This is a genomic window from Streptomyces sp. R21 (assembly GCF_041051975.1).
In the GTDB taxonomy this organism is placed as follows: Bacteria; Actinomycetota; Actinomycetes; order Streptomycetales; family Streptomycetaceae; genus Streptomyces.
Map to the genome: position 1 here is coordinate 9,111,347 of NZ_CP163435.1, position 14,648 is coordinate 9,125,994.

The window sequence follows — 14,648 nt, forward strand, 5'->3', positions numbered from 1 at the left end:
GTGGCGGCTATCCCGTACACCATGGAAACCGATCGGTTTCTATTTCGCCGGAATCGAGCTACCCTCACCGCATGAGCACCGAAGTGAAGGCCAGTCCCCGGGAGCGGCTGCTGGATGCGGCGGCCACGCTCACCTACCGAGACGGCGTCGGCATCGGCATCGACGCGCTGTGCAAGTCGGCGGGGGTGTCCAAGCGCTCCATGTACCAGCTCTTCGAGAGCAAGGACGAACTGCTGGCAGCGAGCCTGGAGCAACGCGCTTCCGCCTTCGTTACAGCACTCCTGCCCGCGGCCGACGACGGCCGCTCACCCCGCGCGCGGATCCTGCATGTCTTCGAGCAGGTGGAACGGCAGGCGGGGGCGCCCGAGTTCCGGGGCTGTCGGTACCTGGCGGTGCAGATCGAGCTCAAGGACCAGAGCCACCCCGCCAGCCAGGTGGCCCACCGGATCAAGGGAAACCTGACGGCCTTCTTCCGGGCCGAGGCCGAACAGGGCGGAGCTGCCGATCCCGACCTGCTGGCCCGACAGCTCAGCCTGGTCTTCGACGGCGCCAGCGCCCGCGCGGGGATCGGAGCCGACAACCTCACCGGCCTCATCGCCCCCACGGTGGCCACCCTGCTCGATGCGGCAGACATGCGCTGACAGTCGCCGTCGGGGCAGGCCCGTAGCGGATCTGATCTCGAGATCCCGGAGGGCATCGCCGCTGGGCGGAAGCCCGATGCCGTAAGGGCGTTGCCGAATCGCCCGCAACATGGTCATGGCTCCCGCGCCGAAGCCGGACCCCGACCAGCCGGGCGGGTTCCTGCCCAATGGGGCTGCCGCCAAAGCCAGGCTGAACCGTTCGATCTACGGCAAATCTGGTCGCGTGGATGGCCCTGCCACACGTCGCCACGGGGTCCGTCGCAACCACCTTCGGACAGTGCCGGTTGGCGCTGGATCGTAGTGGTGGTCCCGCCATAGCCTGCGCAGGTGCCGGAACTCGTAGTCGCGTCCGGCATCGGAGTCTTCCAGGGTCTCAGCCCGGAGAACCGGGGGAGGGGGCGGGCGCTACAGCCCACCGCAGTTTCCAGCTGTGGTGGTGGTCTTGAGCGACTCGGAGGGGGCCGTTGACCTGCGGGCCCATCACCCGCCGTGTTTGCGGGTGGTGTGGATCAGCGTTTCAGCTTCGGAGGGGCGCCCGGCCAGCTGACCAGCGGTGCGGATCGGTTCGTCGGTCATGCCCTGTTTCACCAGTTGGATCGCCTCATGGATCCCGTCTCCGTTGCCGCGGTCGAGCATGGCCAGAAACCAGCCGCGCGGCCTGGACCGGGTCCGGCGCTGCTTCCAGGCTGTCGCGGTACTGGCACCCAACGGCAAACATCGAAAGAGCACCTCGGCCAGGAAGGCATCCGCCTCAACTCCGCGGGCCGTGCGGTACATGAAGCCCAAGGTGCGCTGGGCAGCCGAGTGTCCGGCTCGTGCCGCGGCTGTCTCGTAGGTCAACACCATCGGCAGAGCGGAATCGTGGACGAAGTCGAGCAGCACTCCGGCCAGAAGAGCCTGTACGTCAACGTCTCCGTGTTGTCTTCCGGCTTGCCGAGTGCCCGGCGCACGGCTTCGGAGGGCCCTTCGGCCCTGGATGTGTGCGCAGGTCACAGGCGCTTTATTGATCAGTTGCACGTGCCGTCGTACGCCGGCGTCGTCACGTAGCCGGCCACTCAGGCGCGGTGCATTGATCGCTTATCGACGGTCAGTTCGTCCTGGTGTCGTTTCGTCCGCCCGCTCGCCCTCCGCCTGGGACGGCTCGGTCCTGGGGACGTCGGGGTGCAGCTCCATGGCCGACCTCTCGGCAGGTTCGTCACGCTCGCCCTCGGCCTGGGAGGGCGTGTGAGAGTACAGCGACTGGTCGTAAACCGAGGCTCCGGTCTTCATGGCGGGCCTCCCTTGCTCGCTCGACTCCTATGCTCCTCCTTCGACCGCAGCCAGGGCGAACGCGCGGCGCAAAGGATGCGGCGAAGACGAAGCCGTCGACGGCGAAGACGGTGAGGGCGGTGAGGGTGGGGTAAGGGGGTTGAAGAGCCCGAGGCGGGCCGACTCGCTGCGCGCGGATCTTCGTATCGGGCACGATTGAGTTCGCTTACGGCGCCCCGATTGCAAGGGTTCGGGACCCCTGTGTCCATGTTTGTGATGCAGGTCACATGAGGTCTACTGTGAACCCATCTGGAGCACTCCCCAGGGGGCGAGCCGAGTGACGGTGCGCGACGGGGCCGCCTCCAGGTGAGGGAAGTGATCCCCTTGGCCGTCGCCTGGGACGACATCGCCGGCCTCGTCAATGCGCATGAGCGTTTTCTGACCGGTGCGCGGGTCGACGCGGACGTCCGCGGCTCGGTGCTCGACTCCTGGAAGCGGTGCAGGTTCGCAGGGCTCGAACCGGACCGGCTGCTGGTGCCGTATGCCCCGGATCTGGAGCTGGACGACCAGTTCCTGCTTGCCGCCGACCCGGTGCTGAAGGAGCTGACCGCGTCGCTCGCCGAGGTGAGCATGACGGTCGCGCTCTGCGACGAGCGGGCCCGCATGGTCAAGCGGTACGACGGCGACCGGCAGCTGAGTGAACGTCTCGACGAGGTGCGGTTCGCCCCTGGATGCGACATCTCCGAACAGGTCGCGGGCACCAACGGCGTCGGCACCGCGCTGGCCGGCCGCAGCCCCATCTATCTCGTCGGCCGTGAGCACTTCGCCGACTGTCTGCAGCCGTTCGCCTGCGCGGGCGCGCCCGTCCGCAATCCGCTCAGCGGGCGCGTCGAAGCAGTCCTCGACCTCACCTGTCTGCGCGACGACGGCGATCCCGCCATGCTCCGGCTGGTCCGTGACGCCGTCCGCGCCATCGAGGCGCGGCTGCTGGAGCAGGCCACGGAACGCGAACGGGCGCTGCTCGCCGCATACCGGCGGGCCGACCGGGAGAGCGACATCGCAGGCGGCCGAGAGCCCTGGCGGGAGCATGTGTCGACATTGCACGAGGCCGCCCACGGCAGTGGCACCCTCGACCGGATCGACCTCGCGGTACTGAGGGAGCGTGCCGAGGAGCTCATCGCGGCGCCGCACCGCACCCTCGACGAAGTGGCCCTCACCGGCGGCCGGACCGCCACCCTGCTTCGCCGCCAGGTCGTGGCGGCGGCCGGCGAGACGGGCGTGGTCGTCGAGGCCCGCGTCCTCGGCGGCCCGCGCCTGCGCCACGCCGAACTCGCCCCGACGGCCGCACCCGCCGAGCCCGTACCGGCGACCGCGTCGACGCCCTCAGGGCCACCGACCGCCACCGCTCTGGCCGCGCCGCCACCGCCGCCCGCCCCGGTGCCGGAGCATGCCGCAACGCCCCCTGCCGAACTGCGGACGGTCCTGCCCTCGCGCATCGAGCCCGGGCCGGAGTCCTGGAGCCGGGCCGGAACCGACGCCGCCGACGGCGGAACCGGCGCCGACCGCTGGCTGCTGCTCGTCGGCGAGCCCGGCGTCGGCAGGCTGGCGGTACTGGCCCGCAGGCGCCTGGAGTTGCTGCACGACGCCGGCGTCCGCATCGGCACCACCCTCCAGGTCACCCGCACCGCGGAGGAGCTGACAGAGGTGAGCGTCCCGCGGTTCGCCGACTTCACCGCCGTCGACCTGCCCGACTCCGTACTACGGGGCGAGGAGCCGGAGCCGCTCGGCGCGGAGACCCCGCTGCGCCGGGTCGCGCTGGGTGCCGCGCACGAGGAGTCCCATCTGTACGGCGTCGGCGACCAGGTGAGATGCGCCGCGCCCACACCGCAGGCCCGCAGCCTGGAGAGCGGGGAGGCCCTGCTCGAACCGGTCCTGGCCGAGGCCGGCGGCTGGATCGCCCAGGACCCGGCGCGGCTGGAGCGGGTGCTCGCGGCGGGCATCCACTCCCTGATCACGGTGCCGCTGCGGGCCCGGGGGGTCACGCTCGGAGTGGTGAGCTTCTACCGCTCGAACAAGCCCGCCCCCTTCGAGGACGATGACCTGCCCCTGGCCCAGGAGCTCGTCGGCCGCGCCGCGATCTGCATCGACAACGCCCGCCGCTACACGCGCGAGCACAACACCGCGCTCGCCCTCCAGCGCAGCCTGCTGCCGCGGGGGCGGCCCGAGCAGAGCGCCGTAGAGGTCGCCTACCGGTATCTGCCCGCGCAGGCCGGAGTGGGCGGGGACTGGTTCGACGTCATCCCGCTGTCCGGTGCCCGGGTGGCACTGGTGGTCGGCGACGTGGTCGGGCACGGACTGCATGCCGCGGCCACCATGGGGCGGCTGCGCACCGCCGTGCACAACTTCTGCTCCCTGGACCTGGCGCCCGACGAACTCCTCACCCACCTCGACGACCTGGTCGGACGGCTCGACCGGGGCGAGGGCTGGGCGGTGGACAACGCCCAGCCGGACACCGGAATCATCGGCGCGACCTGCCTGTACGCCGTCTACGACCCGGTGTCCCGGCGGTGCACCCTCGCCCGCGCCGGACACCCGGCCCCCGCGATCGTCGGAGCCGACGGAACGGTCGAGTTCGTGGAACTTCCGGCGGGGCCGCCGCTCGGGCTCGGCGGGATGCCCTTCGAGACCGTAGAGCTGGAGTTGGCCGAGGGCAGCCAACTGGTGCTCTACACCGACGGTCTGATCGAGGACCGGCATCGGGACATCGACGCCGGTCTGGGTGAACTCCGCCGTGTCCTGGCCCGTACGGACCGGTCGCCTGAGGAGACCTGCGAGGCGGTCCTCGACGCGCTGCTGCCGCCCCGGCCCAGCGACGACGTGGCGCTGCTCGTCGCCCGCACGCGCGCCCTGGGGCCGGAGCGGGTGGCCCAGTGGGACCTGGCCAGCGATCCGGCGGTCGTCTCCCGCATCCGCGCCGCGGTCACCAGTCAGCTGTCCGCCTGGGGTCTGGACGAACTGGCCTTCACCACCGAACTCGTCGCCAGCGAACTGGTCACGAACGCCATACGGCACGCGACCGGCCCGGTCCAGCTGCGGTTGCTCCGCGACCGCGCGCTGATCTGTGAGGTCTCCGACGGCAGCGGCACCTCACCTCGGCTGCGCCGAGCCAAGAACGAGGACGAGGGCGGACGCGGCCTCTTCCTCGTCGCCCAGCTCACCGAGCGCTGGGGGACCCGCTACACCGCCCACGGCAAGATCATCTGGACCGAACAGCCGTTGCGGTAGCGGTTGTTGACCGTCCACCCTGGCCGTCCGGAGTCAGCTTCGTGGCGCCGCGGTGCTCTGTCTCGTCACCAGGCTGGTCGGGACGAGGTCGGTCCCGGGCGGGGAGCCGCCGCGGGTGCGGATCTGCCGGAGGACGCCCTGGACGCAGCGGCGGCCCACCTCGGCGAAGTCCTGGTGGACGGTGGTGAGGGGCGGGACGAAGTACGCGGCGTCGGCGATGTCGTCGAAGCCCACGACGCTGATGTCGGCAGGGACGGCGAGGCCGCGTTCGTGGAAGGCGCGCAGCAGCCCCAGGGCCATCTGGTCGTTGGAGACGAACACGGCGGTGCAGTCGGGTTGTTCGGCGAGTGCGAGACCGGCCGCGTAGCCGGACTCGGCCGACCAGTCGCCGTGCAGGGGCGGCGGCACCGGCCGTCCGGCCTCCTCCAGGACGGCGCGCCAGGCCTGGGTGCGACGCTGCCCGGAGAAGGACGCCTGAGGACCCGTCACATGCCATACGGTGCGGTGGCCCAGGTCGAGCAGATGCCGCACGGCCTTCCGCGCGCCGTCGGCCTGGTCCGTGTCGACCACGCTGTAGCGGTCCCCGGCGTCGGAGTCCACGACGACCGCGTGCACCCCGGGTGGCAGTTGCACCGTGCCGGTGTCGAGCAGATGGATCTCCATGATGACGATCACGGCGTCGACGGCCAGCTCGCCCATCCGCGTGAAGGCCCCGAGCACGTTGTCCTGGGTCGGCACGTCGATGGGGATCAGCGTGATCGCGTACCCCTCGGCCGCGGCGTGCGTGGCGATCGCCTCCACGGTGCGGCTGTTGCCCGTCGAGGACAGGCTGAAGAGGATCACGCCGATGGTGTTGAACTGGCCGTAACGCAGGGCGCGCGCGGCGCTGTTGGGCCGGTAGCCCAGTTCCCGCATCGCCGCGAGCACCTGCTCCCGGGTCGAACCGATCACTCCGGGATGACCGTTGGAGACCCGCGAGACCGTCTGGGACGAGACGCCCGCGAGCTGGGCGACATCGGCCATGGAGACCCGCTGCTTGCGGCGGCCGCCGGGCACGCCGGAGCCGCCCCGCTGGGCACCGCCCGCGGGTGCGGGGACCGGCTCCTCGCGGTGGTTCACGTCCATCGCTTCCTCACTCCCGCTTCCCTCGACCCCGGGGCGTCGCCACGCGGTGCAACGGATGTTACGCGTGGGAAACCTTGACGAGCGCTGGGGCGGGTGCCACGATTCCGACGCCCTGAAGTTTACGTAAACATCGCTGCGGGGGCAGCCCGGCCGATGGTTTGGCCGCTCCTGTGTGTCCAGCGTGTTTACGTAAACATGGCGTGGCGATTCGGTGGAGCAGGGAGGAGCGGAACGGTGGTTCCCAGCACCGCAGGCAAGAAGGCCCAGTGCCCGGCGGCCGACCGCCCCGGCGCGGCGAGCGCCGACCGAACGCCGGCTCGACGGTGGACGCCGGCCGACCGTCGTGACGGCCGGTCCCGCCAAGAGCTTGGGGTCATGTGTGCCCTGAGAACGTCGACGCCGACACGGAGGCGCGCGCCCGCGGCGCCTTCCCCACCGCTCCCGCGCCGCTGAGCCTCTCCTTCTCCCTCACGCCAACAAGCACGCCTCTCCTTCTCCCTCACGCCAACACGCGCAGAGGGCGCCGGTCTCCCTCACGCCGACAAGCACAGAGGGCGCCGGTAGCCACCGGCCGGCACCGGGTCCATCCACGCCGAGCCGACATCGCCCGTCCGCCCCGGCACACCTCCCGACGGCCGCTCCCCCCTACGCAGAGTCCCCCTGCACCGAGCCGCCACCTCCTGAAAGGGCAAGTTGATGCGCAAGACCCCCGCCAGAACCCCCTTCACCCCGCGGTTGCGTGCCGCCGTCGTGGCGGTCGCGATCGCCGCGGTCAGCGGTACGACCCTCGCGGGCAGCCCCGCCTCCGCCGCCCCGACCACCGACACGACCCAGTTCAAGGGCGTCAACTGGGCCGACCCGCGTGACAACTACGCCGACGACCCGGTCGTACTGTCCGGCCTGTCGACCACCGACACCTACGCCCAGACCTACGCCAAGGCCAGCCGGGTCATCTCGGCGTTCCGCGCGAACCTCGGTGCCAACACCGTCCGGCTGCCCATCAACCCGTACACGGTCAACGGCCCCTACTGGAAGTCGTATCGGGGCGTCATCGACGCGGCGACCGCCCAGGGCTTCAAGGTCATCGTCTCCTACTGGGAGGGAACGGGCGCCCAGAAGGACGGCTTCATCGACGACCAGGCCACCTACTGGCCCATGTGGAACACCGTGGTCAAGGCCTACAAGGGCAACTCCCGGGTCTACTTCGAGCCGATGAACGAGCCGCACGGCTACACCGACACCGAGTGGGCCGACATCGCCGCCAAGTGGCTGGCCACCTACCCGGCGGTCCCGCGGGGCCGGGTGTTCGTCAGCGGCGCGGGCTACAACGACCACGTCACCTCGGTCTGCGCCGACCCGCGTCTGAAGGGCACCTATCTCTCGCTGCACCACTACGGGTTCTGGAAGGACTACGCCACTTACGACCAGTGGGTGGCCGACCTCAAGGAGCGCATCGGGGACTGCGCGGGCCGGACCGTCGCCGACGAGTTCGGGGCGCCCATGACCACCGGCCTCGACTACAACAAGGCGACTCCCGACAACAACTCCATCAATTTCATCCAGGCCGACACCGACACCTTCCGCAAGCTCGGGATGGGGTCCGTGTACTGGCCCGGCCTGCGCACCGATGACACGTACTCGATCCAGAAGCTGATCGGTGACGCCACCCGCCCCTGGCTGGCCACCACCAACCAGTCCGGTGCGGACCGGCTCGCCTGGGCCTGGGGCCGCGGCAGGGCCGTCCGTCCCTGACCCGGTCGCCCCGTTCAACTGCCGGTCGGCCGCGGTGTTCTCGCACCGCGGCCGACCGCGTGAACCATCAGGACTACACGCGCTCCGACAGGATCATTGCCTCGGTTGTGATCGGGTCTTCGGGTGATTCTGGCTCATCAGTCACCCCGTCACGAGTGACTGTCACCTGGCTCGCCATCAACTACCTTGCCATTACGCGAAGTTGAGTCACATCGGTGACGACGACCCGAGCGGCCGCTCGCCCCCAGGGGGTCGTCAGTCGGCTGCCCCTGGATGCGGCGAGCCCGCTGTGCATCCCGGAGGACCTGTCGGTCGGAGCCCGCCACGACTACCAGCTCACGGCGCGGGACGCGGTCGTACTGCGGCTGAGCCACCGGCAGATGGGCCTGGGCGGCGACAGCAGCTGGGGAGCGCACACGCACGACGAGTGCGAGCTGTTCGCCGACCGCGACTACTCCTACACCTACCGGCTGCGTTCCGTCGCCGACATCGACAAGGCGCTCGAGGCCGTACGGCGGCCCACGGCAGGGGAGTTCACCGGGTAGCGCTCGGGCGGCCGGGAGTCAGCCGCAGCGGGGGAGTCGACAACGGACGTCCACTGTGAACAGTTGAGTGTCCGTCATAGGGGTCGATCGGCGGATAAGTCGGGCCGTTCGGCCCCTTGTCGTGGGCGCGCGGCGCACTCACCCTGACGCCATCTCCACCGAGCTGCTCAGGGGGACCGTCATGTCGCGGCCGCGCTCTGCCCTTCGAAGACTCCTCGCCGTCCTGTCCGCCTGCGTGTTGGGCGCTTCCGCCGGGTTGGCGCTCGCCCCGGTCGCGACGGCCGAACCGGCCACGCCGGTCGGCTATCCGGCGGGCGCGACCGCCACCCGGTACGCCGGGCTCGCCTTCGACACCTGCACGGCCCCGTCCCTGGCCACCGTGCAGGCCTGGAGCGCCTCGCCGTACCGCGCACTCGGCGTCTACGTCTCGGGCGTCAACCGCACCTGCGCACAGCCGCAGTTGACCGCCGCGTGGGTGGCGTCCGTGTCGCATCTCAAGTGGCGCCTGCTGCCCATCCACAAGGGCCTGCAGCCTCCCTGCGGGGCCCGGCCGTCCGACGCCAAGATCAGCACGAGCCCGGCGACGGCCCGGTCGCAGGGCACCAGCGCGGCCGGAGAGGCGGTGGCGGCGGCCAAGAACCTGGGCATGCTGACCGGCAGCGCCCTCTACAACGACATCGAGAACTACCCCCAGACCGACAGCGCCTGCCGCGCCGCCGTGCTGAACTACGCCTCGGCGTGGACCAAGGAGCTGCACCGGCTCGGATACGTCTCCGGCGTCTACATGAACCTCACCCTGGGCGCCAAGCAACTGGCCGACGTCTACACCTCGACGACGTACGCACGACCCGATGCCCTGTGGATCGCACGCTACGACGGCGTCGACTCCCTCAAGGGCTGGGCCGGCGTCGCCGACTCCAAGTGGGCCGTGCACCAGCGTGCCAAGCAGTTCCGCGGCGGCCACGACGAGACGTACGGCGGCGTCACCGTGAACATCGACACCGACCGGCTCGACGCGCCTGTCGCCACGGTCGCGTACTCCTACAAGGTGACCAGCACCACCACACTCAACGCCCGCACCGGCCCCTCCACGAGCTACTCCGTCGCCGCGACGTACGCGCCCGGCTCGGCGCTGAAGGTGGTCTGCCAGGCACCCGGCTCCAAAGTCGGCACCACGTCCGTGTGGGACAAGCTCGGCACCGGCAGCTATGTCTCGGACCACTACGTCAACACGCCGTCGACGACCGGCTACAGCTCACCCCTGCCCCGCTGCACCTACCCGTACCAGGTGACCTCGCCGAGCGGCCTCACCGAACGCAGCGGCCCCGGCGCGGGGTACACCACCGTCGGCACGTCGCCCAACGGGGCGCTGGCATGGGTCACTTGTCAGCGCGCCGGTTCGACGGTGGGCACGACCAAGGTCTGGGACCGGCTCGACAACGGGCACTACGTGTCGGACTACTACGTGGCCACACCCAGCAACACCACGTACAGCAAGCCCGCTCCGCGCTGCTGACCGGGCGGGTCCTCCAGGGCATCGGCGCGGCGCTGCTGTCCCCGGCCGCGCCGTCGATCGTCACGACCAACATCCACGGCGAGGAACGCAACAAGGCCCTGGGCGTATGGGCGGCGATCGGCGGCACCGGCTCGGCGGCGCCCTGACCGACGGCCCCGGCTGGCAATGGGTGGTCTTCTACATCAACATCCCCGTCGGCATCCTCGCCCTGGCCGCCCTCCCGAGGCTGCTCCCGGCCCCCGCGCCGCGGCCCGCCCGGCTCGATCTGCCCGGCGCCCTACTGGTCACCGCGGGCACCGGCTCGCTCATGTACGGCCTGGTGAAGGCGGGCGACAGCGGCTGGGCCGGCCTCTCCGCCGTGCTGCCGCTCGTCGGTGCCCTTGTGCTCTACGGTGTGTTCGTCACCGTCGAACGCACAGGGCGGGCTCCGCTGATGGACCTGCGGATGCTCACCCGGCGTCCGGTGGTCGCGGGCGCGTTCCTGATGCTGGTCGCCACCGCTCTGCTGATCGCGTACTGCTTCCTGGGCTCGGTCCATCTCCAACATGCGCGCGGTCTCAGTCCGCTCAGGACAGGGCTGGTGTTCCTGCCGGTGGCCGTCGCCACGGGGGTCTGCGTGCTCCTCGTACCGCGGGGGAAGCCGCAGTTGACAGGTGGGCCGCATGTGCACTGACCGGCGCCATGACGCCCATCGGGCTGTCAGGTCCTGAAGATGCCGTGCGGCACACGGAGGTTGCCGGCGGCGCTGCACCCTTAAGCTCTGCCTGGGGTAGAACGACGGGGGTGCGCGCATGCATGTGCCTGATCCGAGCAAGTCACGTCTGGTGCTCATCGGGACCGGAACGTACGCGGACGACGCGCTGTACGACCTGCCCTCCGTGAGGCGGGGTACGACAGCACTCGTAGACCTGCTGACGCAGTCGCGGACCGGGCTCTTTGGTCCCCGGGACCCCGTGGTGCTGCTGGATGCGGAGCCTCGGGACATGAGCAGAGCCCTGGACCAGGCGTCGAAGCAGGCAGAGGACACGCTCGTTCTGTACTACGCGGGCCATGGGCTGGTGGACGACAGGGGTGAGCTGTACCTCGGGGCGAGGTCGACCGACCCCGGCCTCCTCGCGACGACCGCACTGGCCTTCAGGGTGGTCAGGGACGTCCTGGCCGCCAGCAGGGCGCGCTACCTACTGGTGATCCTCGACTGCGACTTCAGTGGGCGGGCCGTGGGTGCCAGGACTGACGACGAGAGTGCGCTCTCCGGACAATTGCATGTCGAGGGGACGTACGTGCTGGCCTCGTCGTCGGGCACGCAGGTGTCGTTCGTTCACGAAAAGGACGAGTACCCGGCCTTCACCGCTGAGCTCATCAATCTCCTCCGTCGAGGCGCGAGCGACGGGCCGGAATTCCATACGCCGGAGTCCCTCTTCCACAGCCTCACCAGGGCAGCAACCAGCAAGGGAATACCCCGTCCGATGCGGACGGTGATGGGCGACGTCGATCTGGCCCTGGCCAGGAACATCGCCTACCGCGAACCTCGTACCGAGTCCCTCCTGCCCGAAGCCGAAGCCGAAGCCGAAGCCGAAGCCGAGGTTGAAGCCGAAGCCGAAGCTGCCCCGCTGCCCCGGTGGTCCGTACCCGGCTTCGCGGGGGAGACCTTTGCCGGGCCGGACCTGCTCGGCGTGGAAGGGGACGCGACCGCGCTGGCCGTGCTGCTCGCGTCGCGGACGCTGAGCCCGCCGCTCGCCCTGGGATTGTTCGGCAACTGGGGGAGCGGCAAGACCTTCTTCATGCACCGGCTCGAAGAAGGCATACAGAAGTTGACCAGCGAGGCGGGCGAGGACTCCGCGTTCTGCGACCAAGTGGTCAGCGTGTGGTTCAACGCCTGGCACTACGCCGAGGCCAATGTGTGGGCGAGCCTCCTCCAACAGATCTTCGGACAGTTGTGCCGCGTCAAGGACGCGCCCGAGCGGATGCTCGACGAGGCGATGCGGCAGGTGCGGGGAGTGCAGGAGACCAAGGCTGAGGCTCTCGCGGAGAGCAAGGCCGCCCAGCGCACCGTGGTGAAGGCCAAGGCAGAGGTCGACCGGGTCGAGAAGGAGCACCAGCATGCCCTGGAGGAGGCGGCGAAACCACGCGTCCAGGATCTCCTGGCAGCCGACAGCAAGGCCCTGACCGCATTCGAGAAGGCGGCCAAAGCCGTGGGGCTGGGCACATTCGCATCCGGCGCCCGCGGCATCGCCGAAGCCATCAGGGTCTCCCGTGAACTCGCCGAGAACCGGGGGCGATTCGCGGTCGCCGGAACCTGGTACCGCACGCCGCTGCTTCTCGGCCTTGGGATCGCGGCCGTGTTGGGGGTCGCGGCATTCGTCGTCGGCAGCCTGATGCACTGGCCGTCCGGTTGGGCGGCCACGGCGGTGGGCCTGTTGTCGGGTGCGTTCGCCGGGCAGAAGCGTTACACCACGCTGGCGGGCACTCTGCTCCAGCCCGCACAGGAATTGATCAAGGAGGCCGACGCGCGGCGGGACACATTGCTGGCCGAGCAGCAGGCCAAAGAGCAGACCGTACGGGACAGCCTGCGCCTGGCCAATGCCTCCTTGGCGCTGGCCAAGGAGGCATTGGCCAGCGCCAAGGAGCGAATGCGGGAGGCCGTCGACGCGCTGGACCAACTCACGGGCGAGCGGTTGCTGGAGCGCTACCTCGCCGAGCGCGTCGCCGACGCCGAGTACGACCGCTACCTCGGAGTGGTCGCGCTGGCGCACCGCGATCTGCGCGACCTGGAGGCCTTCCTGCGCAAGTACAAGGAGGACGGCGGCGCGGGCATCGACCGGATCGTGCTCTACATCGACGACCTCGACCGCTGCCCGCCGAAGGTGGTGGCGACCGTGCTGGAGGCCGTCCATCTGCTGCTGGCCCTGCCCCTGTTCGTCGTGGTGGTGGGGGTCGACGCCCGTTGGCTCAGCCGGTCTCTTCTCGACCAGCATCCGCTCCTGCTGAGCGGCGACGACACCGCCGAGCCCAACGCCCCACGGAGCCACGCAAACCCGGGGGACTACCTCGACAAGATCTTCCAACTGAGCTACAGCCTGCCGCCCATGACACGGAAGAACTCCGTCGACCTGCTCACCCACAGCGCCCTCGCCGGCCAACGCCGGGCAGACGAGGGGAGCGCCGACCTGGAAGCAACCGTTTCGGCGACCGCCGATGGATTTGTGACGCCGTCCGCTGAATCGGCCACCGATGCCGCGCCCCAGCCCGGCATCCCCGAATCGGTCCCCCTGGCCCGCGACATCGGCGAGGCAGCCGCCGAAGCATTGGTTCTCGGTTCGGACGAACTGCGCCTGCTCGAAGCCGTCGCCCCCGTGGTCGGGTCCTCGCCCCGCATCGCCAAGCGGTTCCTCAACGTCTACCGCGTCATGAAGGCACGGATCGTGACCGATCGCGAGCTCCAGGACCGCCTCGGACCGTCCGGCGACGTATCGCTGATGGTGCTCACGGCGCTCATCGTGGGTTTCCCGGTCGCCGTCCCGAACGCCTTGGCGGTCGCTCCGCACGAACTTCCCGTGCGGGACTGGCTGAACACCGGCGTCCGGCCCGCGCTGAGCGGCGCTGAAGCCGCGCGGCTTTCTGAATTCATGGATACGGCCCAGGAGTTGGACGGCCTCACCGTCGGTGCATTGTGGTCGTGGCTGCCGTTGGTGCGGCGGTACGCGTGGCCGGTCGCGGCGGCGGATGCCTGACGTAAACGCCGCATGGTCGACTGTGCCAGCATGAGCCCGTGACCGAACCGCAGCCCCACCCGTCCGGCGTCGAACTCCTGGAGGTCCGCCGGGTCCGTCTGGTCGAAGCCGACCCGCCCCGGGTGTCGCCGGAGGAACGGCGGGTCATGAATCGCGAGTGGGACGCGTTGGTCGCGGTCAACCCGAGCTTCTTCGACGGGCCGGTGGCGGTGTGCGTGGGAGCGGAGTGGGAGGCGCCGCACAGCCTGGCGGTGTCCTGGGCGCGGGCGACGTACCGGCTCTTCGCCTTGCGCCGCGTCGAGGGTGCCATCGCGTGGCTGCCGTCCCTCTTCGTCGGTGTCCTCCAACCGACGGACGACGGGCGCCTGTTGGTGGGGCGCATGTCGCCGTCCACTGCCGCGCCCGGCCGCTGGCAGCTGCCGGGCGGCTGCGTCGAACCGCCGCCCGGCGATGGGGAGCCCCTCGACCTGGCCGCGCTTCGTCGGCATGCCGCGCGGGAACTGGCCGAGGAGACCGGCATCGAGACCCCGCCCGACGACCTGACGCTGTGGTGCGTCACGCGCGGTGCTGAAAGCAACCTCGGTTTCCTGTTCCTCGCTCCGCACCTGCCGCCGCACCTGCTCCACGAACGCTTTGCGGCGCTCGTGTCGTCCGAGACGGCGCTGGGCCGCGACCCGGAACTGGACCGGATCGCCCTTGTCGGCGCCCCGACCGAGCTGGCCGACCTCGGTGGCCCCCTGGTGAACTACCTGGAGCCGGTGGTCGGCCGCTATGCGGATGCCGTGCACGGGCATTGAGCGAGCAG

Annotated in this window: 10 protein-coding genes and 1 pseudogene; 8 read left to right on the top strand and 3 right to left on the bottom strand. The window is 70.2% G+C overall.

What is annotated here, in order from left to right; genetic code table 11:
- Nucleotides 1–71: 71 nt before the first annotated feature.
- Nucleotides 72–641, top strand: a complete 570-nt coding sequence (locus AB5J56_RS40760; protein WP_369240795.1) for a TetR/AcrR family transcriptional regulator — start codon at nucleotides 72–74, stop codon at nucleotides 639–641.
- A 480-nt stretch (nucleotides 642–1,121) separates the two neighbouring features.
- Here AB5J56_RS40760 and AB5J56_RS40765 read toward each other — a convergent pair whose 3' ends face one another.
- Nucleotides 1,122–1,523 carry a hypothetical protein gene (locus AB5J56_RS40765; RefSeq protein WP_369240797.1) on the bottom strand — a complete coding sequence of 134 codons (402 nt, stop codon included), beginning with the start codon at nucleotides 1,521–1,523 and terminating at the stop codon, nucleotides 1,122–1,124.
- A gap of 195 nt (nucleotides 1,524–1,718) precedes the next feature.
- Nucleotides 1,719–1,910, bottom strand: a complete 192-nt coding sequence (locus AB5J56_RS40770; protein WP_369240799.1) for a hypothetical protein — start codon at nucleotides 1,908–1,910, stop codon at nucleotides 1,719–1,721.
- 354 nt (nucleotides 1,911–2,264) lie between these two features.
- Between AB5J56_RS40770 and AB5J56_RS40775 the strand changes: the two genes are divergently transcribed.
- Nucleotides 2,265–5,174, top strand: coding sequence for a SpoIIE family protein phosphatase (locus AB5J56_RS40775; protein ID WP_369240801.1), 2,910 nt, complete (start codon nucleotides 2,265–2,267; stop codon nucleotides 5,172–5,174).
- A gap of 33 nt (nucleotides 5,175–5,207) precedes the next feature.
- Here AB5J56_RS40775 and AB5J56_RS40780 read toward each other — a convergent pair whose 3' ends face one another.
- Nucleotides 5,208–6,197, bottom strand: coding sequence for a LacI family DNA-binding transcriptional regulator (locus tag AB5J56_RS40780; protein ID WP_369243076.1), 990 nt, complete (start codon nucleotides 6,195–6,197; stop codon nucleotides 5,208–5,210).
- Between the two features lie 798 nt (nucleotides 6,198–6,995).
- Here AB5J56_RS40780 and AB5J56_RS40785 point away from each other — a divergent pair.
- From AB5J56_RS40785 to AB5J56_RS40810, 6 genes and pseudogenes are all read left to right on the top strand, one after another.
- A complete protein-coding gene (locus tag AB5J56_RS40785; protein WP_369240803.1) occupies nucleotides 6,996–8,051 on the top strand; it encodes a glycoside hydrolase family 5 protein in 1,056 nt (351 codons plus the stop codon).
- A gap of 296 nt (nucleotides 8,052–8,347) precedes the next feature.
- Nucleotides 8,348–8,596: pseudogene (locus AB5J56_RS40790) on the top strand (hypothetical protein); the annotation flags it as partial.
- Nucleotides 8,597–8,777: 181 nt separating this feature from the next.
- Nucleotides 8,778–10,112, top strand: coding sequence for a glycoside hydrolase domain-containing protein (locus AB5J56_RS40795; RefSeq protein WP_369240805.1), 1,335 nt, complete (start codon nucleotides 8,778–8,780; stop codon nucleotides 10,110–10,112).
- A gap of 106 nt (nucleotides 10,113–10,218) precedes the next feature.
- Nucleotides 10,219–10,785, top strand: a complete 567-nt coding sequence (locus tag AB5J56_RS40800) for a hypothetical protein (RefSeq protein WP_369240807.1) — start codon at nucleotides 10,219–10,221, stop codon at nucleotides 10,783–10,785.
- A 118-nt stretch (nucleotides 10,786–10,903) separates the two neighbouring features.
- Nucleotides 10,904–13,843 (top strand): P-loop NTPase fold protein, encoded by a 2,940-nt coding sequence (locus AB5J56_RS40805; RefSeq protein ID WP_369240809.1) that lies wholly within the window; start codon nucleotides 10,904–10,906, stop codon nucleotides 13,841–13,843.
- A gap of 38 nt (nucleotides 13,844–13,881) precedes the next feature.
- Nucleotides 13,882–14,640 carry an NUDIX hydrolase gene (locus AB5J56_RS40810; RefSeq protein WP_369240811.1) on the top strand — a complete coding sequence of 253 codons (759 nt, stop codon included), beginning with the start codon at nucleotides 13,882–13,884 and terminating at the stop codon, nucleotides 14,638–14,640.
- The last annotated feature ends 8 nt before the right edge of the window (nucleotides 14,641–14,648 follow it).

Excerpts from the sequence above, each read along its gene's own strand:
- AB5J56_RS40770 (WP_369240799.1), bottom strand. The coding sequence starts at position 1,910 with ATGAAGACCGGAGCCTCGGTTTACGACCAGTCGCTGTACTCTCACACG.
- AB5J56_RS40795 (WP_369240805.1), top strand. The coding sequence starts at position 8,778 with ATGTCGCGGCCGCGCTCTGCCCTTCGAAGACTCCTCGCCGTCCTGTCC.
- AB5J56_RS40780 (WP_369243076.1), bottom strand. The coding sequence starts at position 6,197 with ATGGCCGATGTCGCCCAGCTCGCGGGCGTCTCGTCCCAGACGGTCTCG.
- AB5J56_RS40800 (WP_369240807.1), top strand. The coding sequence starts at position 10,219 with ATGGGCGGCGATCGGCGGCACCGGCTCGGCGGCGCCCTGACCGACGGC.
- AB5J56_RS40760 (WP_369240795.1), top strand. The coding sequence starts at position 72 with ATGAGCACCGAAGTGAAGGCCAGTCCCCGGGAGCGGCTGCTGGATGCG.
- AB5J56_RS40785 (WP_369240803.1), top strand. The coding sequence starts at position 6,996 with ATGCGCAAGACCCCCGCCAGAACCCCCTTCACCCCGCGGTTGCGTGCC.
- AB5J56_RS40805 (WP_369240809.1), top strand. The coding sequence starts at position 10,904 with ATGCATGTGCCTGATCCGAGCAAGTCACGTCTGGTGCTCATCGGGACC.